The organism is Quadrisphaera granulorum (assembly GCF_003149145.1).
GTDB classification, from domain to species: Bacteria; Actinomycetota; Actinomycetes; order Actinomycetales; family Quadrisphaeraceae; genus Quadrisphaera; species Quadrisphaera granulorum.
Genome location: NZ_QGDQ01000001.1, coordinates 126,945 through 152,095 on the forward strand (window position 1 = coordinate 126,945; position 25,151 = coordinate 152,095).

At 73.1% G+C, this 25,151-nt stretch carries 21 protein-coding genes and 1 pseudogene; 8 read left to right on the top strand and 14 right to left on the bottom strand.

Features of this window, described 5'->3' with window-relative positions; all coding sequences use genetic code 11:
- Positions 1–8 precede the first annotated feature (8 nt).
- The 3 genes and pseudogenes from BXY45_RS24640 to BXY45_RS00550 form a co-directional block, all read right to left on the bottom strand.
- Positions 9–446: pseudogene (locus tag BXY45_RS24640) on the bottom strand (spermine/spermidine synthase domain-containing protein); the annotation flags it as partial.
- A gap of 188 nt (positions 447–634) precedes the next feature.
- On the bottom strand, positions 635–1,204 hold the full coding sequence (locus BXY45_RS00545; RefSeq protein ID WP_245961572.1) for a carbonic anhydrase: 570 nt from the start codon (positions 1,202–1,204) through the stop codon (positions 635–637).
- A 159-nt stretch (positions 1,205–1,363) separates the two neighbouring features.
- Positions 1,364–2,836: an MFS transporter gene (locus tag BXY45_RS00550; protein WP_109772349.1), complete on the bottom strand. Its 1,473-nt coding sequence runs from the start codon at positions 2,834–2,836 to the stop codon at positions 1,364–1,366.
- Positions 2,837–2,968: 132 nt separating this feature from the next.
- Here BXY45_RS00550 and BXY45_RS00555 point away from each other — a divergent pair, with 132 nt between their 5' ends.
- Positions 2,969–3,868: a helix-turn-helix transcriptional regulator gene (locus tag BXY45_RS00555; RefSeq protein WP_245961573.1), complete on the top strand. Its 900-nt coding sequence runs from the start codon at positions 2,969–2,971 to the stop codon at positions 3,866–3,868.
- Positions 3,869–3,891: 23 nt separating this feature from the next.
- On the opposite strand, the gene BXY45_RS00560 is transcribed toward BXY45_RS00555, so the two are convergent.
- Positions 3,892–4,821, bottom strand: a complete 930-nt coding sequence (locus BXY45_RS00560) for a carbohydrate kinase family protein (RefSeq protein WP_211319114.1) — start codon at positions 4,819–4,821, stop codon at positions 3,892–3,894.
- Positions 4,822–4,950: 129 nt separating this feature from the next.
- On the opposite strand from BXY45_RS00560, the gene BXY45_RS00565 reads away from it, so the two are divergent.
- Entirely contained in the window at positions 4,951–5,538 is a 588-nt protein-coding gene (locus BXY45_RS00565; RefSeq protein ID WP_109772352.1) for a DUF4245 family protein, read from the top strand.
- A gap of 25 nt (positions 5,539–5,563) precedes the next feature.
- Here the strand turns inward: BXY45_RS00565 and BXY45_RS00570 are convergent, their stop codons facing one another.
- Together BXY45_RS00570 and xseA are read right to left on the bottom strand one after the other, a co-directional pair.
- A complete protein-coding gene (locus BXY45_RS00570) occupies positions 5,564–5,782 on the bottom strand; it encodes an exodeoxyribonuclease VII small subunit (protein WP_109772353.1) in 219 nt (72 codons plus the stop codon).
- Complete coding sequence (gene xseA / locus BXY45_RS00575) at positions 5,775–7,097, bottom strand: exodeoxyribonuclease VII large subunit (protein WP_109772655.1); 1,323 nt, start codon at positions 7,095–7,097, stop codon at positions 5,775–5,777. Before xseA ends, BXY45_RS00570 begins: the two co-directional genes overlap by 8 nt.
- Before the next feature lie 55 nt (positions 7,098–7,152).
- Between xseA and BXY45_RS00580 the strand changes: the two genes are divergently transcribed.
- The 3 genes from BXY45_RS00580 (at position 7,153) to BXY45_RS00590 (ending at position 9,628) form a co-directional block, all read left to right on the top strand.
- Complete coding sequence (locus BXY45_RS00580; protein WP_342799494.1) at positions 7,153–8,190, top strand: 4-hydroxy-3-methylbut-2-enyl diphosphate reductase; 1,038 nt, start codon at positions 7,153–7,155, stop codon at positions 8,188–8,190.
- A gap of 5 nt (positions 8,191–8,195) precedes the next feature.
- Positions 8,196–8,528, top strand: coding sequence for a hypothetical protein (locus BXY45_RS00585; RefSeq protein ID WP_109772354.1), 333 nt, complete (start codon positions 8,196–8,198; stop codon positions 8,526–8,528).
- 227 nt (positions 8,529–8,755) lie between these two features.
- Positions 8,756–9,628 (top strand): type IV toxin-antitoxin system AbiEi family antitoxin, encoded by an 873-nt coding sequence (locus tag BXY45_RS00590; RefSeq protein WP_109772355.1) that lies wholly within the window; start codon positions 8,756–8,758, stop codon positions 9,626–9,628.
- Between the two features lie 140 nt (positions 9,629–9,768).
- Here the strand turns inward: BXY45_RS00590 and BXY45_RS00595 are convergent, their stop codons facing one another.
- Together BXY45_RS00595 and BXY45_RS00600 are read right to left on the bottom strand one after the other, a co-directional pair.
- Positions 9,769–11,577, bottom strand: a complete 1,809-nt coding sequence (locus BXY45_RS00595; protein WP_109772356.1) for a glycoside hydrolase family 15 protein — start codon at positions 11,575–11,577, stop codon at positions 9,769–9,771.
- Positions 11,578–11,639: 62 nt separating this feature from the next.
- The gene (locus tag BXY45_RS00600; RefSeq protein ID WP_170131241.1) at positions 11,640–12,869 is read right to left on the bottom strand and encodes a DNA recombination protein RmuC; all 1,230 of its coding nucleotides are present in this window, start codon (positions 12,867–12,869) and stop codon (positions 11,640–11,642) included.
- Positions 12,870–12,969: 100 nt separating this feature from the next.
- On the opposite strand from BXY45_RS00600, the gene ychF reads away from it, so the two are divergent.
- The 3 genes from ychF (at position 12,970) to BXY45_RS00615 (ending at position 17,004) form a co-directional block, all read left to right on the top strand.
- Complete coding sequence (gene ychF, locus BXY45_RS00605) at positions 12,970–14,055, top strand: redox-regulated ATPase YchF (protein ID WP_109772358.1); 1,086 nt, start codon at positions 12,970–12,972, stop codon at positions 14,053–14,055.
- Between the two features lie 122 nt (positions 14,056–14,177).
- Positions 14,178–15,341 (top strand): glycosyl hydrolase, encoded by a 1,164-nt coding sequence (locus BXY45_RS00610; protein WP_170131242.1) that lies wholly within the window; start codon positions 14,178–14,180, stop codon positions 15,339–15,341.
- Positions 15,342–15,426: 85 nt separating this feature from the next.
- Positions 15,427–17,004: a methyl-accepting chemotaxis protein gene (locus BXY45_RS00615; protein ID WP_245961612.1), complete on the top strand. Its 1,578-nt coding sequence runs from the start codon at positions 15,427–15,429 to the stop codon at positions 17,002–17,004.
- A gap of 19 nt (positions 17,005–17,023) precedes the next feature.
- Here BXY45_RS00615 and BXY45_RS00620 read toward each other — a convergent pair whose 3' ends face one another.
- Genes BXY45_RS00620 through BXY45_RS00645 form a run of 6 tightly spaced genes read right to left on the bottom strand, consistent with a single transcriptional unit; the run spans position 17,024 to position 25,048 of the window.
- Complete coding sequence (locus tag BXY45_RS00620) at positions 17,024–18,571, bottom strand: helix-turn-helix domain-containing protein (protein WP_211319115.1); 1,548 nt, start codon at positions 18,569–18,571, stop codon at positions 17,024–17,026.
- Between the two features lie 53 nt (positions 18,572–18,624).
- Positions 18,625–19,728 (bottom strand): S-methyl thiohydantoin desulfurase family protein, encoded by a 1,104-nt coding sequence (locus tag BXY45_RS00625; RefSeq protein ID WP_211319116.1) that lies wholly within the window; start codon positions 19,726–19,728, stop codon positions 18,625–18,627.
- Between the two features lie 60 nt (positions 19,729–19,788).
- Positions 19,789–20,910, bottom strand: coding sequence for an S-methyl thiohydantoin desulfurase family protein (locus BXY45_RS00630; RefSeq protein ID WP_109772361.1), 1,122 nt, complete (start codon positions 20,908–20,910; stop codon positions 19,789–19,791).
- Complete coding sequence (locus tag BXY45_RS00635) at positions 20,907–22,034, bottom strand: S-methyl thiohydantoin desulfurase family protein (RefSeq protein WP_109772362.1); 1,128 nt, start codon at positions 22,032–22,034, stop codon at positions 20,907–20,909. The genes BXY45_RS00630 and BXY45_RS00635 overlap by 4 nt, the downstream gene beginning before the upstream one ends.
- Positions 22,031–23,632: a hydantoinase/oxoprolinase N-terminal domain-containing protein gene (locus BXY45_RS00640; protein WP_109772363.1), complete on the bottom strand. Its 1,602-nt coding sequence runs from the start codon at positions 23,630–23,632 to the stop codon at positions 22,031–22,033. Before BXY45_RS00640 ends, BXY45_RS00635 begins: the two co-directional genes overlap by 4 nt.
- Positions 23,633–23,665: 33 nt before the next feature.
- Positions 23,666–25,048: a purine-cytosine permease family protein gene (locus BXY45_RS00645; protein WP_172601914.1), complete on the bottom strand. Its 1,383-nt coding sequence runs from the start codon at positions 25,046–25,048 to the stop codon at positions 23,666–23,668.
- Positions 25,049–25,151 lie beyond the last annotated feature (103 nt).

The window sequence follows — 25,151 nt, forward strand, 5'->3', positions numbered from 1 at the left end:
AGCACCCCGTCGGGCGCCAGCGCCGCCGCAGCCGCTGCCAGGCCGGCGTCGTCGTACAGGTGGGTGTTGGTCGGCGCCACGAGGAAGCCGGGGCCGTTGTCGATGTCGAGGAGCACAGCGTCGAGCGAGGCAGGCTCCGCCGCGCGCAGCGCAGCGGCGACATCGTCGACGACGACGTCGACCCGCGGGTCCGCCAGCACGTCAGCGGTGGCGGGCACAAGCCCCGCGCGCACCCACTCGACGACGCTCGGCTCGAGCTCCACCACCACCGCGCGGACCACGCGGGCGTCGGTGAGCACCTCGGCGAGGGTGAATCCGAGCCCGAGGCCCCCGACGAGCACGCGCCACCCGCCGCCGTCGTCGCTCCTGGCAGCCTCGTCGGCTCCCAGGAGGTCGAGCGCGACGCTGGCGAGGAGGCGCTCGGTGGAGGCGTCGCCGTCGTCCATGACGAGGACCCCACCGACCGCCAGCTCCACCAGTGCAACCTCTCCGGGGGCCGTGTCGCGGCGGCGCAGCACCACCTCACCGGAGACACCGTCAGCGCGGCCGAGTTCGGTCCAGACCGGTCCGACTCCTACCGGCCCGACTCCTCCTAACCCGATCCCTATCGGACCGGCTGCGGTCACGCCGGCCCTCAGGCGTTGACCGAGTCGGCGCCTTCGAGCAGCGTCACGCGCCCGGTGGCCAACTCGTACGCGGCACCCACGACGGCGGCGCGGCCCGCCTCGACGGCGCGGGCCAGCGCCGAGGAACGGTCGCGGAGGAGGTTGGCGGTGGCCTTGACGTGGGCGGCGCCCACGATGGTGGCCTCGACGGCCGGGTCGTCGTCGCGGGCCCGGCCATGCCGCGCCACGAGGATGCTCGGGGCGACCCGCTCGACGATGTCGCGGACGTACCCGCCGGGCACGGAGCCGCCGTCGAGCGCGTCCAGGGCTGCGCCCACCGCACCGCACCGCTCGTGGCCGAGGACGACGACGAGCGGCACGCCCAGCACGTCCACCCCGTACTCGACGGAGCCGAGCACCGCGGAGTCGACCACGTGCCCCGCCGTCCTCACGACGAAGAGGTCGCCCAGGTCGGCGTCGAAGACGAACTCCGCCGGGACGCGGGAGTCCGAGCAGCCCACCACCAGCGCGAACGGACGCTGCTCGGTGACCAGCTCGGCGCGCTTGGAGGCGGTGCCGACCTCCGAGCTCCGTTCCACCACAAACCGTTCGTTGCCCGCGGCGAGGGCTGCCCACGCCTGGGCTGGAGTCGAAGGCCGCTCTGCAGAGGGCGGCGGGCTGTCTGGGCGGACGGAGGGCGGCAGCACGGGCACGGCCGCATGATGCCGCAGACGCACCGGTACCGCCCGTCGTGATCGTCACTGAGCGCGTGGTGACCGCGTGCGCAACGCGAAACCCACCGCGGCGGCTGCGACCAGGCACAGCGCGGCGTCCACCACCAGTGCCGCGCGCACGCCGGGCAGCAGGCCGCCCGCGGCGCCACCGGCGCTGAAGGCCGTGATGACCGCCGCCAGCACCGGCGTGCCGAGCGTCATCCCGACCTGCTGGGACATCGTCACCAGGCCCGTGGCCATGCCCTGCAGCTCGTCCGGCACTCCCGAGGTAGCAGACACGACCCCCGCCACGATGGCGAGCAGGTGGGCCACCCCCGTGACCACACCCAGCACCGTCAGAGGGAGCACCCACGCCCGCTGGTCACCTCCCAGCGCCAGCGCCCCGACGGCGGCCCCCTGCACGAGGAAGCCCAGGCAGATCGTGCGCGTCACCCCGGCCTTGGCGATGACGCGAGGGGCCAGCACCCCACCGGTGACGGACGCGACGCCGAGAGCCCCGAACACCAGGCCGGTGACGAGCGGCGAGAACCCCAGCACCTCCTGCAGGTGCAGGGTGAGCACGAACACCAACGCTGTCTCGGTGGCGAACACCGTGACCAGCGTGAGGTTCCCCCAGCTCACCTGGCGCTGGCGCAGCACCTCCAGCCGCACCAGCGGGTGCGCGGCGCGACGCTCCACGGACACGAACACCGCCGCAGAGACCACAGCAACGGCCAGAGCGCCCGCCACCGCAGGGTCGAACCAGCTGTGGGTGCCCGCCCGCGAGATGGCGAAGACCAGCGCGACCAGCGCCGTGGTCACCGTGAGAGCCCCCGGCACGTCCAGGCGCTCACGAGGTGCGCCAGTGGCCCGCCCCGGCGAGGTCCCGGCTGCCTCGCGCAGTGACAGCGGCCCCGCCACCAGCACGAACGCCGCCACCGCCACGTTGAGGAAGAAGGCCCACCGCCAGCTCACCGCCTCGGTGAGCACACCGCCCAGCAGGGCCCCGCACGTGAACCCCGCCGCCATGAGCGCGCTGTTGAGGCCGAGCACACGGTCTCGGGCGGGCCCTTCGGGGAACGCGGTGGTCAGCAGCGACAGCGCGGCGGGCGTGACCATCGCCGTCGCCACGCCCTGGGCCACCCGAGAGGAGAGCAGCACCGCGGGGTCGGTGGCCAACCCGCCAACGAGGGAGGCGACACCCAGCAGGGCCGCGCCGAGCAGAAAGATCCGCCGGCGCCCCACCAGGTCGGCAAGGCGCCCGAACAGCAGGGTGAAACCGGCCGCGCACACCGCGAAGCCGCTAGTGACCCACTGCAGGTCGTCGACGCCGAGGCCGACGTCCCTCCCGATCCGCGGCAGCGCCACCGTGAGGATCGAGAAGTCGACCGCCAGCGTGAAGCTGGCGGTGAACAGCACGAGCACGGCCAGGCGCTCGCGGAGGGAGAGCCGCGTTGATGGCGCCGAGGGAGCTGATGGGGGTGCTGCGGGAGCTGGTGACGCGGCTGACGTGGGCATCGGACCTCCTGGATGGAGCGATTGCGGAGGTCTCGACGGTGGCGGGGGAGGGCGGTGGCCAGCCAGGTCCTGCGTTTTCCTACCAGCGGCAGGGTCAGGCTGAGGACGGCGCGCATCATCGATCATGGCTCGGTGACCGTGTCTGCCCCTCCGCCGTCCGCCACGCGCCAGCCCTCGTCACCGTCGCGTCCGCCCGGTCCGCTGGGTGACTTCCTGCGGGCCCGCCGGGAGGCGCTCACCCCTGAGCGCGCGGGAGTGCACAGCTACGGCCGGCGTCGGGTGCAGGGCCTGCGGCGCGAGGAGGTGGCCCAGATCGCCGGGGTCTCGGTCGCCTACTACACCCGGCTGGAGCAGGGGACGGCGACGACGGCGTCGGTGCCGATCCTGGAGGCTCTCGCCCGGGCGCTCCTCCTCACCGACGACGAGCGCACGCACCTGCTGGCCCTCGCCGGTCCGCGCCACGCCTCGCGTCGTCGTCCTCGCCGGGCCGAGCACGCCACCCCCGCGGCGAGCCAGGTCCTCGCAGCCGTCGACGAGGTCCCGGCCATCCTGTTCGGGCGCCGTAACGACGTGCTCGGCTGGAACCGCAGCGGCCACGCGCTCTTCGCCGGTCACCTCCCCTTCGAGGCACCCGACGACCCGGCGGCCCGGCCCAACTTCCCGCGGATGGTCTTCCTCGACCCGCACGTCCGCGGAGTGTTCCGCGAGTGGCGGGACGAAGCGTCACGCGTCGTCGCTGGTCTGCGTTTCCTCGCGGGGGCCGCCGTCGACGATCCGGCGTTCGCCGAGCTCGTGGGGGAGCTGAGCCTTTCCAGCCCCGAGTTCGCGGCGCTGTGGAGCCGGCAAGGGGTGGTCAAGTGCTCCAGCGGCACCAAGCTGCTGCGGCACCCTCAGGTGGGTGACCTGGACGTCGACTTCCAGGTCATGGAGCTCCTAGAGGCCGACGGCCAGCGCATGGTGCTGTACACGGCGCCGCCGGGCAGCAGCTCCGCGCACGCCCTCGCCCTGCTGCGGGCCACCACCGACGCGTGAGCGCCGACGCCTGAGGTCAGCCCTCAGACGCCGAGCAGCTCCCGGCGCCACGGCGGGTCGGCGCCCGGACGGGACACGGTGATCGCGCCGACGCGCGCGGCGTGCGCGAGGAGGGTCTGCACGTCGTCGTTGTGGATGTCGCGCAGCGCCTCGCGGCGCGCAGCGCCCAGCAGGTCGTGCTCGGCGAGACCGTCGATGAGGGCCGCCATCACCGAGTCACCGGCGCCGACGGTGTCGGCCACCGTCACCTTCTGAGCCCGCACCTCCGCGCGTCCGCTGCGCGCCCGGGCCACCAGGCCCTGCGCCCCGCGGGTCATCACAGCGAGCGACACGCCGCGGTCCACCCAGGAGGCCAGCAAGGCCTCGTGGTCGCCGCCCGGCTGGAGCCAGTCGGCGTCTTCGTCGGACAGCTTCACCACGTCGCAGTGATCGATGAGCGCGTCGATGCGCTCGCGCACCAGCGTCGGGTCACCCATGAGCGAAGGCCGCACGTTCGGGTCGAACGAGGTGGTGGCGGTGGCGCGGTAGCGCTGCACCAGCTGGCTCACAGCCCCGGCGCCCGGTTCGAACCACGAGCCGATCGACCCGGTGTGAACCGCCAGGGGAGCCTCCGGCAGCGCCGCGTCAAGGGCCGAACCCTCGGGCAGCTCCCACGTGAGGTCGAACACGTACGAGGCCGACCCGTCGGCCGCCAGCGTCGCCTGAGCGGTAGACGTCGCGCCGGGCCGCACGGTGCCGTCGACGATCTCGACTCCGGAGGCCCGCAGGTGGGCCAGGACGGCCGCGCCGCGCTCGTCATCGCCCAGGTGGGCGAGCAGCTGCGTGGCACGACCCAGCCGCGACAGGCCGATGGCCACGTTCAACGGACTGCCGCCGGGGTACTCCCGGGCGCTGCCGTCGGCGGAGTGGACGACGTCGACCAACGCCTCGCCGATGACGAGCACAGAGCTCACGGGTGACCTCCTGTCACGCGCCCGGTGCGGACGCTGGGAAGCGGACTGTAGCGGCAGCGATCGCCGTGACCTCACCCGTGCGAGTGCGAGCATGGTGGGGTGAGCGAGGTCCGGTCAGCAGCGAACCCTGTGCCGCCCCCTGCGGGCAAGCGGCCACGGGGGTTCGAGACACCCGGCGACATGCTCCGCACCATGCTCTTCGTGCTGGGGCTCGTGCTGGTGCTCGTCTTCATCACCGCTCGCCCGCCCGGTGACCACCGACCCCCTGCCGACGTCGCCGCCACCGCGGCGCAGGCCACCGCCAGCGGCCTGACCGCGAGCGTGCCGTCACTGCCCGAGGGGTGGAAGCCCTCCACCACCCGCTTCGGCCCGGACGCCGCGGAGGGCCTGCCGACCTTCCACGTCGGCTACCTCGACCCGGCCGGCGCCTACGGCGGCATCAGCGTCACCCAGGCCACCACACCCGGGTGGGTGGAGGGCGTGGCCGGTGAGGCTGCTGTCGCCGACGGCACCCGCGACCTCGCCGGGCGCACCTGGGACGTGTGGACCAACGCCGACACCCGCGGCATCACCCTGGTCAGCGACCCGGCGACCAACCCGACCGCCGACGTCACGGGCCCGGCCGTCGCCGTGACCAGCCGAGGGGACGACGCCGCGCTCCAGACGCTCGCTCAGGCCGCCGTCGCCTCCGTCGGGACCCCGGCGGCGCAAGGCTGACGTGCGGCTGTCGCCGGACTGACGCTCAGCCCTGGGAGCGAGCCGCCTCCAGACGCTCGCGGGCGCCGTCCAGCCACTGTTGGCACCGCGTGGCCAGCGCCTCGCCGCGCTCCCACAGGCGCAGCGACTCCTCCAGGCTCGCGCCGCCGGTCTCCAGGCGGCGCACCACCTCGACCAGCTGGTCGCGCGCCTGCTCGTAGCCGAGCTGTGCGATCTCCTCGGGCAGTGCCGGTGCGTCAGCCATCGTCGTCCTCCTGGAAGTTCTCGTCGTCTTCGCTGTCGACCACCTCAACGACGATCGACCCACGCGCCAGCCGCGCCCGCAGCCACTCACCGGCCGGGGCGTCCTCGGGAGAGCGGACCACCTGGCCCTCGTCGGTCTGCAGCACCGCGTACCCGCGCTCCAGCACAGCCGCAGGGCTCAGCGCCCGCACGCTCGCGGTCAACCCCGCCAGCACCCCCGCCTGCTCGCGCAGCCGACCCTCCAGCGCCCGGCGCCCGCGCTCGCGGGCCTCGGTGACCGTGCGGGTGGGCTCGGCGAGCAGGGCGCGCGGGTCGGCCAGCACCGGGCGCGAGCGCAGCTGCGCAAGGTGGGTCTGCTCAGAGTCGACAAGGCGCAGCACCGTGCGCCGCAGCCGGGAGCGAGCGACCTCGAGACCCGCCAGCTCCTCGGCGACCGCGGGGACCACGCGCCGTCCGGCGTCGGTGGGGGTGGAGGCGCGCACGTCCGCCACGAGGTCGAGCAGGACGTTGTCGACCTCGTGCCCGATCGCGCTCACCACGGGCGTGGCGCAGGCGGCCACCGCGCGGCACAGGGCCTCGTTGCTGAAGGGGAGCAGGTCCTCCAGGGAGCCGCCGCCGCGGGCGACGACGATGACGTCGACGTCGGGGTGGTCGTCGAGTTCGGCCACGGCCGCGCTCACCTCGGACACCGCGCCGGTGCCCTGCACGGCCACCTGCCGGATCTCGAAGCGGACACCGGGCCAGCGGTCGCTGGCGGTGCGCACCACGTCGCGCTCGGCCGCGCTGGCGCGCCCGCAGACCAGACCCACGCAGCGCGGCAGGAACGGCAGCGGTTTCTTGCGGTGCTCGTCGAGCAGGCCCTCGGAGGCGAGCACGCGCTTGAGGTGCTCGATGCGCGCCAGCAGCTCGCCCACGCCCACCGGGCGGATGTCGGTGGCCTGCAGCTGCAGCACGCCGCGCTTGGTCCAGAACTCGGGGCTGGCCCGCACCACCACGCGGGCGCCCTCGGCGAGCCCCCCGGGCAGCGCGTCGAGCAGGCGCACGTGGGCGCTGACCGGCAGGGACATGTCGACGTCGGTGTCGCGGAGGGTGAGGTATGCCGTCGTCGTCCCAGGGCGCCGGGTGGCCTGGACCACCTGGCCCTCCACCCAGACCTGCGGCATCTTCGCCACGTAGTCGCTGATCTTCATGGTGAGCAGCCGCACCGGCCACGGGTGCTCCGCGCTGGTCTGCGCGGCGGTCGGCGGGAGCGCCGGGGCAGGGGTTGCCTGCTTCTGTCCGGCCCCCCGCTCGGCCGCTTGCGCTCCGGCTTCCACCACGCCGCGACCTTACGATGGACGTGTGACAGCGCTGGAGACGAACGCCGCCCCTGTGGACGGCGCAGCCGCCGACGCGCGCGATGGGGGGCCCCGCCGCAAGCAGGTGCTGCTCGCAGCGCCCCGTGGCTACTGCGCCGGGGTCGACAGGGCGGTCGAGACGGTGGAGAAGGCCCTCGAGCACTACGGCGCCCCCGTCTACGTGCGCAAGGAGATCGTCCACAACAAGCACGTCGTCGAGGTGCTGAGCCGTCGCGGCGCCGTCTTCGTCGACGAGACCGACCAGGTGCCCGAGGGCGCCCGCGTCGTCTTCTCCGCCCACGGCGTCTCCCCGGCGGTCCGCGAGGCCGCCGCGGCCCGGTCGCTGCAGACCCTCGACGCCACCTGCCCGCTGGTCACCAAGGTCCACCGCGAGGCCGTGCGCTTCGCCCGAGACGGGTACTCGATCCTCCTGGTCGGCCACGAGGGCCACGAGGAGGTCGAGGGCACCGCGGGCGAGGCCCCCGACCACGTCACCTTGGTCGACGGACCCGAATCAGTGGACGCCATCGAGGTTCCCGACCCCTCCCGGGTGGTCTGGCTGTCGCAGACCACGTTGTCCGTCGACGAGACCATGGAGACCGTCCGCCGCCTGCGCGAGAAGTTCCCGCAGCTGGCGGACCCGCCCTCGGACGACATCTGCTACGCCACGCAGAACCGCCAGGTCGCGGTGAAGAAGGTGGCCGCTCGCGCTGACCTCGTGATCGTGGTCGGCTCGGCCAACTCCTCCAACTCCGTGCGCCTCGTCGAGGTGGCGCTGCAGCACGGGGCGACGTCCTCCTACCGCGTCGACTCCGCCGCCGAGCTGCGCGACGAGTGGTTCGACGGCGTGGACGTCGTGGGGGTGACCTCGGGCGCCTCGGTGCCGGAGGTCCTCGTCGACGACGTGCTGGCCTCCCTCGCCGATCGCGGCTACGGAGAGCCGGAGGAGGTCCGCACCGCCACCGAGGACCTCGTCTTCTCGCTGCCGCGCGAGCTGCGCACCAACCTCGGGCTGACGCCCACGGGCGGCTCGGGGCGCGGCGGCGCGTCGTCGTCCTGCTCGACCAGCTGACGCAGGTGCCTGGTGCTGGCGGTGGCCCGCTGGGGGGCGACTGGGTCTCCGGGGAGCGGGTGTTCGGGCCGCCTGCCGGCACGTTCGACGCTGACTGGCTCGTGCCGGTGGTGCGCGAGGCGGTGCCCGACGCCTCCCACGAGCGGGTGCGGGAGGCCGTGGTCCGCGTGTGGGCGGTGCTGCGGGAGGAGGCGGCCTTTCGTGGCTGCGCGCCGGCTGACGTGCCGCTGGACGTGGTGGGGTCACGCCTGGGCTCCTCCGACCAGCCCGCGGACCGCGTCGACGAGGCGGCGCTGACCGCCGTCCGGGCTGCCGTGCGCGCCTACGGCGTCCGCTGACCCACCCACGCCCCTCCGCGACGATCACGCGCCTGCGCGCCACTTCCCCGCGACGATCAAGCAGATCCGCGCCACCCCACGCAGTTGTCCACAGGTAACCGCTCGCCTGTGGATGACCGAAGCGGGGTGAGGGCTCTCCCCGCCACTCTGCGACGGTGTCTCACCGACGGATGCCGCCTCGTGAACCGCTCCTGCCGTTCACCCGACGTGACCTCCGCAGCGTGGGGGTGAGTCAGCGGACGGTCGACAGGTATCTCGCCGCCGGCCTCCTCTGCGAGCCGGTCACCGGTGTGTACTGCGACGCCCGGACCGTTGATGACGACGCCGTGCGGATCCAGATTCTGGCGCTCGCGATGCCCGAGGGGGCCGCGGCCACGAGGGGCACGGCGGCGTGGATCCACGGCTTCGACCCGCGCGCACCGCACGAACGCGGAGGTCCGCTGCAGCTGGAGTGCGTCGTCGACCCCAGCTCCGGGCTCCTCCTGCCACGGCGCCGGGGGCTGATCACCCATCACGACCGGCTTCCGGCCGGAGACGTCATCGCGGTGGGCGGGATCCCTGTGACGAGCGTCGACCGGACTGCGCTCGACGTCGCGAGGTTCCTCGCGCCGCACATGGGACTGGCCGTGGTGGACGCCATGGCCCACGCCGGCCTCATCGACCCCGCGTCGCTGCGGCAGCGCTACGAGGAGTGGCCCGAGCGGCAGCGGTGGATGGGGCGGGGCAAGCGGACCCTGGAGCTGTGCGAGCCGAAGTCGGAGTCATTCGGCGAGTCGTGGACGCGGCTGCGCGTCATCGACGCGGGCTTCCCGCGACCCGAGCCTCAGATCTGGGTGCCCGAGGAGCGTCCAGGCGCGTTTCGCCTCGACATGGGGTGGCGGGAGGTGCGTCGTGCGATCGAGTTCGATGGCGAGGAGGACCACTCCAAGGACGACGACCGCGACCGTGACGACGATCGCCGCGAGAGGCTCCGCCGCGACTACGGCTGGACCGTGTGGCCGGTGCGCAAGGGCGACGTCCTTGGCTGGGACATGAACCTCGAGCGCGCCGTCGGGGAGCTGTTGGGCCTGGAACCGAAGATCCGCAGGCGAATGTGGTGACGCGGATCCGCTTGATCGACGCGGTGAGGGTGACGCGGATCCGCTTGATCGTCGCGGTGAGGGTGGCGCGGAGGTGCTTGATCGTCGCGGCAGGGCAGGGCAGGGCAGGGCAGGGCAGGGCAGGACGACGACGGGGCGGGTCAGCCGCCGAGGGCGCGGTCGAGGTTCACGGCCGCGCTGATGAGCGCCAGGTGCGTGAACGCCTGCGGGAAGTTGCCCAGGGCCTCCCCGGCCGGGCCGATCTCCTCGGCGTACAGCCCCAGGTGGTTGGCGTAGGTGAGCATCTTCTCGAAGGTCAGGCGCGCCTCCCGCAGCCGCCCGGCCCGGGTGAGCGCCTCGACGTACCAGAAGGAGCAGAGGTTGAAGGTGCCTTCGTCGTCGTCGAGACCGTCGTGGCCGTCGATGGCGTAGCGGGAGACGAGGCTGTCCGCCACGAGCGTGTCGCCGATCCGGTCGAGCGTGGACAGGAAGCGCGGGTCGGTGGGGCCGGAGAACTTCACCAGCGGCATGACCAGCAGCGAGGCGTCGAGCGTGCGGCTGCCCGGGTACATCGTGTAGGCGCCGAGCTCGGGGTCCCAGCACTCCTCCTGCACGAAGCGGTAGGCCTTGGCGCCCAGGCGCCGCCACCGCTCGGTGGGCGCCGGCAGCCCGCGGGAGCGGGCCAGGCGGACGGCGCGGTCGTACGCGACCCACGTCATGAGTGCCGAGTACGTGAACCGCTGCCGGGGGCCGCGGACCTCCCAGACGCCCTCGTCGGGGGTGTCCCAGTTGTCGGCCAGCCAGTCGAGCCGGCGCGACAGGGTGGACCACAGGTCCCACGAGATCGGCACCTCGCGGTTGAAGAGGTAGACGGAGTCCATGAGCTCGCCGTAGACGTCGAGCTGGCGCTGACCGACGGCGTTGTTGCCGATGCGCACCGGGCGTGAGCCGCGGTAGCCCTCGAGGTGGTCGAGCACCTGCTCGGGGATGTGCTCGCTGCCGTCCACCGCGTACATGATCATAACGTCGCGTTCGGCGTCGGCGGCCTCGCAGCGCCGTTGCACCCAGTCCATGAACGCCGACGCCTCGTCCAGGTACCCCAGTCGCATGAGGCCGTAGGTGGTGAACGCGGCGTCGCGCAGCCAGGAGTAGCGGTAGTCCCAGTTCCGTGAGCCCCCGAGCGCCTCCGGCAGCGACGTCGTCGGTGCGGCGACCAGCGCGCCGGTGGGGTGGTAGACGAGCAGCTTGAGCGTCAGCGCGGAGCGCTGCACCACCTCGCGCCAGCGGCCGCGGTAGCGCGACTTCGCCGACCACCGCTGCCAGTAGTCGTTGGTGGTCTCGAAGAGCTCGTCGACCTCCCCGTCCTTCAGCGGGTGCACCTCGCCGCGCCACTCCAGGACGACGTCGACCTGCTCGCCGTCCTCCAGGGCGAGCTCGGCGACGACGCCGGGGCCGCCGCGCCCGCGCTCCACCACCTTCAGGTGCACCGGTGGCTTGACGCGCAGGACGAAGCGCCCGGCGGGGGAGGTGAAGACGGCGCCCACTCCGTCCACGAGGTGCACCTCGTGACGCGCTCGTCCGTAGTCGAAGGCGGGGGAGCAGTCGAGGGTGAACTCCGCCCGGCCGCGCACGGCCCGCGCGCGGCGGACCAGGAGGTCGCGCGGGGCTGCGGTGCTGGAGGTCTCCGGGACCATGAAGTCGACGACTTCACCCACCGCGTCCCTGCCGAGGAAGCGCGTCAGCAGGATGTTCGTGTCGGGCAGGTACAGCTGCTTGGGCCGGGAGGCCGTCCGGGCACTGAGCCGGAAGGAGCCGCCGCGGTCGGCGTCGAGCAACGACGCGAACAGCGACGGCGCGTCGAAGCGGGCCGGGCAGTACCAGTCGACGGTGCCGTCGGTGCCGACCAGCGCGGTGGTGCGCAGGTCTCCGATGACACCGTGCTCCTCGATCGGCAGGTAGCGGTCAGGCACGCCGGAACCCTAGTGAACCGTGTCTCCGCGCCGGGGTTCGGACGGCGGCTCAGGCGGACGATTTAGACGCTCCGCTGGGCGTGGATCGGCGGGCCGGTCAGGTCGGTGACCGTCTGGCGCCCGTCGTGGCTGCTGGGTGGCACCACGAGCTCGGGGGCCGTGAGGGGACGGGGCAGGGTGTCGACGACGGGGACGTCGGGCACGGTGACGTCGGTGAGGTCGAGCGCGCCCATCCGCCGTGCCGAGACCAGCACGCGGGTCTCCAGGGTGCCGACGACCTTGTTGTAGTCGTCGACGGCGCGCGCCAGGGTTCGGCCGAGCTTGCCCGTGTGCTCCCCGAGGGTGGCGAGCCGTCCGTGCAGCTCACGGCCGATGGTGAACAGCTCGCGCGCGCCGTCGGACAGCGCCGCCTGCTGCCAGGTGATGGCGACCGTGCGCAGCAGGGCCAACAGTGTGGTGGGCGTGGCCAGCACCACCTTGCGGGCCATGGCGTGTTCGAGCAGGGCCGGGTCGGCCTCGCAGGCCGAGGCGAGGAAGGCCTCACCGGGGACGAAGCAGATGACGATCTCCGGGGCGGGCTGGAACGCCGTCCAGTACTGCTTACCGGCCAGGGCCTCGACGTGGCCGCGCAGCGCGCGAGCGTGCTCGGTGGCCGCCGCGGCGGCGCGCCGCTCGCCGAGCGCCGCCCCGGGCGCCAGACCGTCACGCGCGTTGAGGAACGCCGCCAGCGGCGCCTTCGCGTCGACCACGACGTGCTTGCCCCCGGGCAGGTGGACGACGGCGTCGGGGCGCACCGCCTCGCCGTCGCTGTTGACACCGACGGCCTGCACGTCGAAGTCGACCCGTTCGAGCATCCCGGCGTGCTCCACCACCCGGCGCAGCTGCACCTCGCCCCAGGCGCCGCGCACGTTGGGGGAGCGGAGCGCGCCCGCCAGCGACTCGGTCTGGTGGCGCAGCGCCTCCCCGGAGGCGGCGACCTGCTGCAGCGTGGCCCCGAGGCGCCCGTACTGCTCGGCACGATCGCGCTCGAGCTGCTGCACCTGCCGCTCGATGCGCGCCACCGAGCTGCTCACGGGCGCCAGGACGGCGGCCAGCTCCCGCTCCTCCTCGTGCTCGGAAGCCAGCTGGGCCTCGAGCACGTCGACCCGGGACGCGAGCAGGTCTCGCTCGGCGGCTACCTGCGCGGCCCGGAGCCGTTCGCGCCCGATGACCACCTGCCATGCGCCCGCAGCGCCGACCGCCGCCCCCGCGACGAGGGCGAGCAGCACCACCAGCAGCGAGAGCGCGTCCACGTCCTCGACGGTCCCACGCGGCACCGACAGCCCGTGCCTGAACTGCGCAGCACGGCGCGTCGCCGTGACTGACGCCGCGCTCGCGTAGGCTCCCCTTCCCGTGGCGCTCACCATCGGCATCGTCGGCCTGCCCAACGTCGGCAAGTCCACCCTCTTCAACGCCCTGACGAAGAACTCGGTGCTGGCGGCGAACTACCCGTTCGCGACGATCGAGCCGAACACGGGCGTCGTCCCCCTCAACGACCCGCGGCTCGACAGGCTCGCCGAGGTGTTCGGCAGTGAGCGCACGGTGCCCGCCACCGTGACCTTCGTGGACATCGCGGGCATCGTCCGCGGCGCCTCCGAGGGCGAGGGCCTGGGCAACAAGTTCCTCGCCAACATCCGCGAGGCCGACGCGATCTGCCAGGTGGTCCGTGCCTTCGCCGACCCGGACGTCGTCCACGTCGACGGTCGCGTCGACCCCAAGGCCGACATCGAGACGATCGCCACCGAGCTCGTGCTCGCCGACCTGCAGACCCTCGAGCGCGCGGTGCCGCGCCTCGAGAAGGAGGTCAAGGGCAAGAAAACCGACCCCGCGGTGCTCGCGGCGGCGGTCGCGGCACAGGGCGTGCTCGACCAGGGCATCACCCTGTTCGCCGGAGCTGGCGCCGCCGGAGTGGACGTCGAGCAGCTGCGCACCCTCGGTCTGCTCACCACCAAGCCGTTCCTCTTCGTCTTCAACGTCGACGAGGCCGGCCTCGTCGACGAGGCGCGCCGTGCCGAGCTGACCTCCCTCGTGGCGCCCGCCCAAGCGGTGTTCCTCGATGCCCAGCTCGAGGCCGACCTGGCCGAGCTCGACGACGACGAAGCCGCCGAGCTCCTCGCCAGCGTCGGCCAGAGCGAGCCCGGACTCGACATCCTGGCGCGCGCGGGCTTCGAGACCCTCGGCCTGCAGACCTACCTCACAGCCGGCCCCAAGGAGTCGCGCGCGTGGACCATCCGCCGCGGCGCCACCGCGCCCGAGGCAGCCGGCGTCATCCACACCGACTTCCAGAAGGGCTTCATCAAGGCCGAGGTCATCGGCTTCGAGGACCTCGTGGCGGCCGGCTCCGTGGCGGAGGCCCGCAAGAGCGGCAAGGCCCGCATCGAGGGCAAGGAGTACGTCATGACCGACGGCGACGTCGTGGAGTTCCGCTTCAACGTCTGACCCTGGGTCAAGGCGCGTTTCGGGCTGCGGTCTGTGCGCCCGGGCGGGTGCACCTGCCTGTCGACGTTGCTGCTCCCAGGTCCGTGTGGTCATCTGATCTCACGATGCGAGGGGAGTCACCGATGGTCGAGCGTTCGCCGGCGCCTGAGCAGGCCGAAGCTCCCGCCCAACAGTCCGCCCAACAGTCCGCCGAGGTGCCGGGCGAGCACGCCGGAGAGAAGCGCCCAGGCGGCGCGAAGCCGTCACGCCGCGCGGTGATCGGCGCGGGCGTCGGCGCTGTCGCCGCCGCTGGGCTCGCCACCTGGGCAGCGGTGCGGTTCGGCGGGGGAGACGAGGACGGCGCCGCGCCGTCGCCGTCGTCGTCCTCCTTCGTCCCCCGGTCCTGGATCTCCGGTGCCGCGGGAGAAGGCGTGGCTGACGGCGCGTACGCCGCCGCCCGCGGCAGCGACATCGCGGTGTCGGCCACGTGGTTCGACAACAACGAGGCGCAGCTCGAGCTGTACACGCTGCAGCCGGGGGCGGAGTTCGCCACCTGGGACAAGCCGCTGGACATCTCCCTCGGCGCCATCGACATGAAAAACCACGGGGAGACCTGGGCCCAGGCCGCGGCGGGCGCCTACGAGGACCGCTGGCGCCAGTCGCTGACGTTGCTCCGTGACATCTGGGGAGACCGCCAGGCCACCGCCTACATCCGGTTCGCCCACGAGATGAACGGCGACTGGTACCCATGGAAGGTCGTCTCGGACGACGTCGCCGACTTCAAGACGGCGTGGGACCGCTACCGCTCCATCCAGCAGGCCGTGTTCTCCGCATCGAAGCTCGTGCTCTGCTTCAACCGGGAGTCGTCGAAGTCCGGGTACGACTGGCGCGAGCTGTACCCCGGCGACGGGCTCGTCGACGTCATGGGCGTCGACTACTACAACCAGTTCGGCGCCATCGAGACCGCGGAGCAGTGGGACGCGTCGATGACCTCGAAGGACGCCTTCGGCGCACCCAAGGGTCTGCAGGGCCACCTGGACTTCGCGAAGCAGGTCGGCCTACCGCTGGCGGTGTCGGAGTGGTCCGGCAACGCCGACGAGGGCGACTACCCCGTGTTCGTGCAGAAGATGCACGAGTTCTTCTCCCGCCACGGCGGCACCGGGGCCGGTGAATTGCTCTACGAAGTCCAGTTCAACGTGGACATGGACGGCTCCAACCGCAAGTTCCTCCTGGTCACCCCGAAGACGCGCATGCCGAAATCTGCCAAGGCGTACACCAGCCTGCGCTGGGGAGGCCCCAGCTCCTGACCCTGCCTCAAGTCCGCCGCCAGCGAACCGATGGGGAGAGGTATAGGTGCAGACGGCGCCTGCTCTCGAGGGGGCCGACGTGGCGATGACGCGGTGGGCGGACATCCGCCTGGGAGGCAAGCTCGCAGTCCTCGTGGCCGTGGGTGGACTGGCGACGGTCGCGATGGGCGGCTTCGCCGTGGCGGCGCTGCGCGACGTCGCCCGTGAGGTCGATGCCCTCAGCGCGAGCAACCACGCCACCCAGGAGGCGCTCGAAGCGGACATGATGCACGACGCCGTCCGCGGGGACCTGCTCCGCATGATCGTCACCAAGGACGCCGCCGACCGCCAGGCCGCTGCCGCCGACCTCGCCGAGCACTCCAAGGCACTGAACGACCACCTGCAGGCCGTCGCTGACAGCGGGCTCAGCGCCGACGTGACGGCCGCGGTCACCGCCGTCCGTCCCGACGTCGACGCCTACCTCAAGGCCGCTGCCGATGCCTCCGCCCTCGCCGTCGGCGACCCGGCCGCCGCTCTGGCCGCCTTCCCCGCCTTCCAGAAGGCCTTCAGCGCGCTCGAAGAGTCGATGCCGACCGTGGGTGACGCCGTCGACGCCGGTGTGGAGCAGACACGGGCAGGTGTTGCCGCCCAGTTCCGCACGGCCCTGGTCTCCCTGGCCACCACCGCCGCCATCTCCCTGGCGGTGTTAAGCGCGCTCGGCGTCGCCGTCACCCGGTCGGTCACCAGGCCGCTGCGCACCGTCACGGACGTGGTGACCGCGCTCGCGGACGGCGACCTCACCCGCAGCGCCGACCTGCACCGCGCCGACGAGCTCGGCGTCACCGCTGCCGCGCTGGATCGCGCGCTCGGCTCGCTGCGCACCGTGCTCTCCGGAGCCGCCGCACAGGCCGACGCCGTCGCCAGCGCCTCCGAGCAGCTGCGCGGCACGGCCGCTCAGCTGGCCGCTTCCTCGCAGGAGGCGAGCGCGCAGACGCGGTCGGTGGCGGACACGGTCGGGGAGGTCTCCTCGGGCGTGCGCACGGTGGCGGCCGGCGCCGACGAGATGGGCTCGGCGATCCGCGAGATCGCGCGCTCCACCGGCGAAGCGACGCGCGTGGCCAACACCGCTGTCGAGGCCGCCTCGACCGCCACGCAGACCGTCACCGGCCTGGGGGTTGCCAGTCGGGAGATCGGCGACGTCGTCAAGGCCATCACCTCCATCGCCGAGCAGACCAACCTGCTCGCCCTCAACGCCACCATCGAGGCCGCTCGCGCCGGCGAGGCCGGCAAGGGCTTCGCGGTGGTGGCCGCCGAGGTCAAGGAGCTCGCCCGCGAGACCGCCGCCGCCACGGAGAACGTCGCGCGGCGCGTGGAGACCATCCAGCAGGGCACCAGCGGTGCCGTCGCGGCCATCGCCGCGATCTCCGAGGTCATCCAGGAGATCTCAGCGCACCAGTCGACCATCGCCGCGGCGGTGGAGCAGCAGACGGCCACCACCCAGGAGATGTCGCGCTCCGCGGTGGAAGCCGCCGGTGGCGCCGACAGGATCGCCGCGAGCGCGGACTCGATGGCCGGTGCGGCCACCTCGACGAGCGCCGCGCTGGCGCAGACCCGCAGTGCTGTGGACGACCTGGCGGGCCGTGCCTCGGAGCTGCGCCGCGAGGTCGCGTCCTTCAGGTTCTAGGGCGGGCGAGGCTCTAGGGCTAGGTTCTCGGTCCGACAGCGCGGCAGGCGAGCTGCAGTGCCAGGCGCTGCTCGTGGTCGTTCAGGCTGACGCCGAGGAGCCGTTCGATGCGGGCCACACGCTGGGCCGCGGTGTTGCGGTGGATGCCGAGGGTGGTCGCGGTCTCCGACAGTGACGATTCCGCGTCGAGGTAGACCCGCAGGGTCTGCACCAGCGAGGGGTCGGAGAGCAGGGGCTCCAGAAGACTGCGGGCCGCCGGCTCGAAGGTCTCCGTGCGGGTCCACGCGAGCAGCGTCTGGGCCACGCCCAGCTGGTCGACGTGGAGGAACCGTCCCTGCTCGGGGCGTCCGGCGGCCAGCAGAGCGGCGTCGGTGGCCTCCGAGAGCGTTCTCGCAATGCCTGCCGGTCCCTGGTGAGGTCTGCCGACCCCGGTGGCGCACCCGGTGATGTGGCGCAGTGCGTTGTGCAGACGCCGGAAGCGCTCCGCCAGGTGCCGCACCTCCACGGCGCTGGGAGACCTGTCGCTGCTCCACCAGCCGCTCCAGCCGTCACCGTGCTCGGCCACCACCAGCTGCAGGCCGGCCTCTGAGGCGCACCTCAGCGCCTCGTGGCGCAGGCCCGCGACGTCGGTGGTGTTCCCGGTGCGGACCCGTACGCCCACGTGCCAGCCGGCCATCGGCCAGCCGGCTGCCGCGGCGCGCTGGCGCAGCTCGGGGCTGGGTTCGCCGGTGAGCCTGAGCACGTCGGTGAGCAGTGCGGCGCGGCCGCGGGCGTCGCGCTCCACCGCGGTGCGGTCGGCAGCGAGCCATCCGGCGACGGCGGTGCTGGCCGCGGCCAGCACATCGTCGGTGACGACGACGGCGGACGTCGGCACGCGGGCCACGAGCCATCGCTGCACGCTGCGCAGTCCGGGGAGGAGCCCGGCGAGCAGTACCGGCCGCGCGACCGTGGTCTCGCCAGTGGTCGCGTTGCCGGCCCCGTCGGAGCCGCGTTCGCGCTGGGGCACCGGCGTGTCGGGTCTCGGCACCACCAGGGACGGGTCTCCGTGCAGCACCGCACCGGAGGCGTCCGTCAGTGCCACGGGCACCGCGAGCAGCTGGGAGCACAGGTCGACGAGCGGACCGGGGGCGGTGACCCTCCCCTCGGCGACGGCGCGCGAGACGGTCAGCACCGCCCGTGCCGCGGCGACCTCGGGAGCTGCGAGGTGCACCGCAGCGGACGCCGCCAGGTCGAGCAGCGGCCCGCCGGCCCCCACGACGCACAGGTCAAGGCGGGTGCACAGCAGCCGGGTGGGGCCCGGCAGCGGCTCGGTGCCCGCGAGGAGCGCGGCCCGGGCACCGGCATCGGCAGCACGGCGCAGCACGGCGTCCAGGCGCCACGCCGGCGCCGTGCGCCACGAGGGCCCGGCCAGCACCACCAGCGCGTCGACCGCCGCAGCGGTACCCAGCTCATCGGGGGAGTCGAGCAGGACGACTCTGCTCAGCGGCACTCCCGCGGGGTCACCCGCGAGCACCACCGCACTGCGCCACTCCGGCAGCGCCCTGACCGAGGCGAGCGAAGGGCCCACCGCCGGGCCGGTCACCGCACCGGGCCCGGCAAAGGACCCAGCAAGCGACCCGGTCACCACGCAGCCCCGGCGGGCTGCGCCACGAGCACCGGGTCGACGTCGAGACCGAACGACCGCGGCATCACCCGGCCGACGTGCTCGGGCCTGGCCCAGAAGGCGGGCGCGGGGAGCTGCAGCACGACGACGTCGTCGCCGCGGCGGATCCTGTCGCACGCGACGACGCGCGCCGTGCGCCGCTCCACCACCACGAGCAGGTCGGGAGCGGTGGCCACCGGGGCGCCGTCTTCGAAGACCACGAGGTACTCGTTCTCCATCTCCAGCCGCAGCAGCGCGCTGGTCTGCTGGTCGCGCACGCACACCGAGCCCCGCCCGAAGCCCGCCCCCGCGTGCCGGGCCACCTCCACCACCCTGCCGGCGCCGAGCAGCCGGGCGCCCAGCGCTGCCACGACGTCGTCGGGAGACGCCGACGTCCCCAGCGCCTCCAGCCGTGCGCCCAGCTCCAGGCAGCGCCGCGTGGCGCGCACCGGACCTTCGAGGCTCCAGTCCTCGCGGACCACGGGCGCGGTGGCCAGCGCGGCCCAACCGCCCTCGGCGGCCAGCACCGCGCGCACCACACGCTCGCAGCGCACGGCGTCACCGCCGTCCACGAGCACCACCTGCCCTCGGGGCAGCGCCAACGCCAGAGGGGGTAGCGCACCGTCCACCACGGCCAGCGAGAACTGGTCGAGCCGCGGCAGGGCACGTCCGCACAGGTCGACGTCCACCACGGGAAGGTCGCACCACACCGCCGTGGCCAGCGCTGTCACGCCGTTGAGCCCGGCCGCCTCGATGGAGGCGAGTGCGGTGGCGCTCCGCCTGCTCCACCGCTCGATGGCGCGCAGCGCCCGGGCGAACTCCCCACCGCCGGCCAGCTCCTCGGTGAAGGCGCTCGCGGCGCCCACCATCCCGACGAAGGACACGGCGAGGTGGGTGGCGCCGTCGGGATCGAGCAGCCGGACGTACCCGTCACCGACGGCGTGACCGAACATCAGCCCGGCCGGGCGGGCGTCGCCGCCCCCGCCGGACCCGAGCACGTCCGCGCCGCGCACCAGCGCGGGGACGTCCGCTGCCGTGACCCTGCGGAGGTCCCACACGTCATCGGGGGGCGAGCCGTGCACGGGGAACACCCTGGCACCGCACGCCCCCCGAGAGCGGTGAGGCCGACGTCAGGCGCCCGCTCAGACAGCCACGGGCTCGGAGAACCGCTCGGACACGAGCTCCTCCACCGGCACGAACGGCTGCTCCAGACCGAACGCGGCAGGACCGAACACCGCGAGGGCCTCCGGCGTCCGCATGATCGGCGGGGTGGAGATGCCGAGCACCACCACGCGCTGCCCGTAGCGCAGGGACTCCGTGGTGATGGGCTCGGCGGAGGTGTCGTCCAGCACGCAGATGAGGTCGGGCACCACGCACACGGGCTCGCCGTCGCGCAGGGCCAGCAGGTGCTCGTTCTGGAAGCGCAGCTCCAGCTCACCACCGTCGAAGCCGGCGACGGTGCACCCGCCGCGGGTGAAGCCGCCGACGGTGCGCCGCTCGACGTCGCTGACCTTGCCGCGGAACAGCGGCCGCACGTTCTGGTAGATGGTCCCGGCGAAGAACTCGGCGAGCGCCGCGAACGGGTCCCGGTGCTCCTCGCGGGCCTCCCGGATGGCGCGGCCCGCGCCGATGCCCAGCGACAGGGTGCGCGGGATGGCCACGCGCTTCACGTCCGCCCCCGTCATCGCGTACTCGGCGATGAGCGCCGCGCCACCGAACTGGATGGCGCAGGCGCGGGAGAGGCGCTCCATGCGCACGTCGTCGTCGCCGGTGTCGACGATGACGGTCTCGTGGCGGTCACCGGCGACCACCATGGGGGAGGCGTGCACCCCGTAGACGCTGAACGTCTCCATCTGCAGCTCGGGGAAGGCGCGGCCCATCCCGTCGGCGTCGATGATCGGCAGCCCTGCGCGGGCCGCCACGAGCAGCGGGATCATCGAGTTCAGTCCGCCGCACTCGATGGGCATCGTGGCCTGCGCCGTACGGCCCAGGTGCGCCTCGAGGGTGCGCAGGGCCAGCACCGGCTCGGTGCCGCGCGGAATCTTCTCCACCATGACGGTGGGGGCGCCCATCATCGCGGTGGGAATGACGAAGAGGTCGTCGTCCACCTCGTCGGGGTCGAGCACGGTGATCGGGCCGTGCTCCTTGATGGCCTCCGCGACGAGAAGGCGGCCGATGTACGGGTCGCCCCCGCCGCCGGTGCCGAGCAGGGTGGCGCCGCGTGAGAGGTCGGCCAGGTGGGACTCGTCGAGCAGCCAGCTCATGCGGAGACTCCTTCGAGGAGGACGGCATCGTCGGGGTAGCCGAACGCGGAGGGGCCGGCCAGCGCCAAGCCCTCCGGGCTACGCCAGCGCGGGTCGCAGGGGGCGACGATCACGCTGACGCGGTGGCCGAAGCGGAGCTGCTCCGTGGTGATCGCCGCGCCCGTGGCGGTGTCGAGCAGGCAGATGAGGTCGGGGGCGGTGGCGATCACGCGTTCGCCGTCGTCGTCCCTGTCCGCAGGGCGGTCGCGGACGAGGAGGTTCTCGTTCTGGAAGTCGATGGTGAGCGTGCGCCCCACGTCGCAGCCGGAGCCTTCGAGGACCGCGGTGCCGCGAGCGAAGCCCGTGGTGGTGCGCCGCTCGACGTCGATCACCTTGGCCCGGGCCAGCACGCGGCCGCCCAGGTGCTCGGCGACGGCGGCCGCCGGGTCGTCTCCGGCAGCGCCGGGCTCCAGCAGATCACCGAGGGACGCGGCCAGCGAGAGCGTCCCGGGGACGAGGCCGCGGCGGGCTGCGGCGCCGTCCATGGCGTAGTTGGAGATCATCGCCGAGCAGCCCATGTCGATGGTGACCGAGCGGGCCAAGCGCTCGGCCCAGCGGTTGTCGACGGTGTCGAGCACCGCGCAGTTGCCCTTCTCGTCCACCACGGACATGGGGGTGGCCCGGACCCCGGTCAGCGTGAGCAGCACCTGCTGCAGCTCGGGGAAGGCGCGGCCCATGCCGTCGCCGTCCACCAGCGGCAGGCCCAGCTCCGCGGCCGCGGCCACCGGGACCAGGGAGTTGACCCCTCCGGCCTCGATGCACGCGACGTGCGTGACGCCCAGGCCGAGGTGCCGAGTGAGGGCCTCGACGGCGCGGCCGACCTGGTCTGCCGAGGGGATCTTCTCCACCATGACCGTGGGGGCGCCCATCATCGCCACGGGCAGCACCACGGCGTCGTCAGGGAGCTCGGCCAGCGGTGTCAGGGCCACGGGACCGTAGGCGCGGATGGCCGCGGCGGCCATGAGGGCACCGATGTGCGGGTCGCCGCCTCCGCCGGTGCCGAGGACGGCGGCGCCGCGGGAGATGGCGCGGACCTCCGCCAGCCCCACCTCCCGCAGCTGCCGTGGTGCCGTGGCCGCGCTCATGCCCGGGACCCCACCGGCAGCGGCTCGCGCAGGTCGACCGACGAACGGGCGGTCAGGGACAGGTCACCCACGGCCTTGACCCGAATCCGCGTGGCGCCGCCGGGCAGGTAGGGCAGCGGCACCTCGTCGATCTCGAGCACCTCGACGCTCGACGGGACGGCACCGTTGGAGATGGCGCGCTCGACGGCCTCGGCGCGCGCAGCCTCGAGCACGTCGCCGCGCCGACCCGGCTCGATGGTGAAGACCCTGTCGACCTCCCCGCCGACCTGCGCGATGGCGGCGCCGATGGCGTTGGCCACCGCGAAGTTCTCCGGGCGGAGCACCTCGCCGCTGCCGGGGAGATGCTCCGGCAGCAGCACCGACCCGCCGCCCACGGCCACGACCGGTAGCGGCTGGGAGGAGGTGCGCATCCGGTCCACCGCGTCGGCGACATCGGCCGCGATCCGCGCGAGGGCGGCAGCCACGAGCTCCTTGTCGAGGTGCGCGACCCGGGCGCGGTCGCCGATGTCGGCGCGGCCGGCGGCCACGGCGATGTCGGTGGCGGTGAGGGTGTCACCGCCGAAGACCAGCGCCCGCTCGGTGAGGCGGTAGCCCACCGAGTCCGGACCCACGGTGGCCGAGGAGCCGGCGCCGCGGACCAGCGAGCCGCCGCCGATGCCGATGGAGAGCACGTCGGGCATCCGGAAGTTGGTCCGGATCCCGGCCACCGACACCTCGGTGGTCGCCTCGCGGGGAAAGCCGCGGGTCAGGACGCCGACGTCCGACGTCGTCCCGCCGACGTCGACGACGGCGCACGTCGTGACGCCCGACAGCACCGCGGCGCCGCGCATGGAGTTGGTCGGGCCGGAGGCGAACGTGGAGACGGGGTAGCGGCGGGCGTGCTCGACGTCCATGAGCGTGCCGTCGTTCTGGCTGAGGTAGATCGGCGCGTCGATGCCGGCGCCCGCCACCGCGGCGAACAGGCCACCGACGATGTCGGAGGCGAGCTCGCGGAGAGCGGCGTTGACGATGGTGGCGTTCTCGCGTTCCAGCAGGCCGATCCGCCCGATCTGGTGCGACAGGGAGATCGCGACGTCGGGCAGTTCCTCGGCCAGCACCTCCGCCGCGCGCAGCTCGAACTCCGTGTTGACCGGAGAGAACACCGACGTGATGGCCACGCTGCGCACGCCGTGCGCGGCCATGTCGGCGGCGTGGCGGCGCAGCTCGTCGGGGTCGAGCTCGGAGATGGTCCGTCCGTCGAACTCGTGGCCGCCGTGCGCCAGGTAGGAGCGACCGGAGACCGCCTCCACGAGCCGCTGCGGCCAGTCGACCATCGGCGGCAGAGCCGCCGTGGCCGGCAGCCCGAGGCGCAGCGCGGCCGTCGGGGCGAGGCGCCGCGCCTCGACGAGGGCGTTGATGAAGTGCGTGGTGCCGATCATCACCGCCTTGACGCCAGCAGGGTCGAACGCCCGCTGGTCCTGTAGCGCGCCCAGGGAGGCGGTGATGCCGCTGGACACGTCAGAGGTGGTGGGGCTCTTGACGGCCGCCAGCACGCTGTCGTCGTCGCCCAGGAGGACGGCGTCGGTATTGGTGCCGCCGACGTCGATGCCGATGCGCATGCCAGGTCTCCTCGTGCCGTGGGTGCGGGGTGCTCAGCGCGCCGAGGACGGCGCGGTGCTGCTCGGGCTGGTCGGGCTGGTCGGCCCACTGGCGGGAGCGGTGGCACCGCGAGCGTCGGTCAGGTCGATGACGTCGGCTGAGGCGTCCGTGGTGCGAGACAGGCCCACTTCGCGCAGCAAGCCGGCCTTGCCGGCCACCACGTACAGCACGAAGGCGATGACGAGGGAGTTGATGGAGCCCAGACCCACGGTGAGGAAGTAGCCGCTCACCGAGGCGATCGCCCACACTGCGAGGGTGGCGGGCACCCAGGTGGGGGAGCTGGCGGGGACGGCGCCGCCGTTGGCGCGGGAGGCCTCAAGCTCGCCGCGCCAGCGCTTCACCACGAAGTACTCGGCCACCATGATCCCCGCGACCGGCGGGAACACGACGCCCAGGATGATGAGGAAGTCGGTGAACTTCGTGAGGATGCCGGCCGCCGCAAGGAGACTGCCGACCAGGCCCAGCAGCCCCGTGACGAGAGCGCGGTTGATGGTGCGGCCGGTGAGGGTGCCGATGAAGTTCACCACCGCGAGGCCCGCGGAGTAGAGGTTCCAGTCATTGATCTTCACGGTGCCCAGGAGGACGACGAGCACGGCCACCCAGCCCACCGATGACGTGAGGATAGCGGTGATGTCGCTGGAGCCGATGGCGTGGGCGAGCAGCACGCCCGACATGCCGATGAGGTACTCACCGATGGTGAAGCCGACCACCGTCTGCTTCACGACGTCCGAGGAGCTCCGGTTGTAGCGGGACATGTCCGGCGTGATGACCGCACCGACGATGAAGCCGCCCGCCACGAGGGTGGTGCCGGTGGCCAGGTCGATCTGCGGGCCCGGGGGAGCGGACGCCATGAGGGCGGTGACGTCGGTCTTCGAAAGCTCGCTGATGATTGCCCACCCGACGAGGACGAGGAAGGCCGGCACGGTGAGGTAGGCCGTCCACGCCATCGAGCCGAAGCCGAAGACGCAGATGGCCGTGACCACCAGGCCGAAGACGATGGACCAGCCCCAGACGGGCAGGACGCCGACGGTGGACGCGAGGCCCTGGGCGGAGACGGCGGACTGCACGCCAAACCAGCCGATGAGACTCATCCCGATGGCGAGACCCATGAGTGCCGAGCCGCCGCGGCCGAACCCGAGCCACCGGGCGATCAGTGAGGTGGACATGCCCTCCTTGCACCCGATGATGCCGACAAAGATCGACACCACCTCGAGGATGACGGCGCCGAGGGTGAACGCCAGGAATGCCTGCCAGAAGCCCATGCCGAACCCGAGGGCGGCTCCGAGGAGGAACTGGCTCAGTGCGGACACCTGCCCGAACCGCTGAACCGCCACCGAGAACCACGAGTAGCGGGCCTCCAGGGGCACCCGTCCCATCGCGTAGTCGTCAACTCCGTGCACACCACCAGCCACGGCCCTGCCTCCTTCTCCACCGTTCGAGCGATGGAGCGAGAACGTAGGGTCAGGCGGCGTGAGCGTC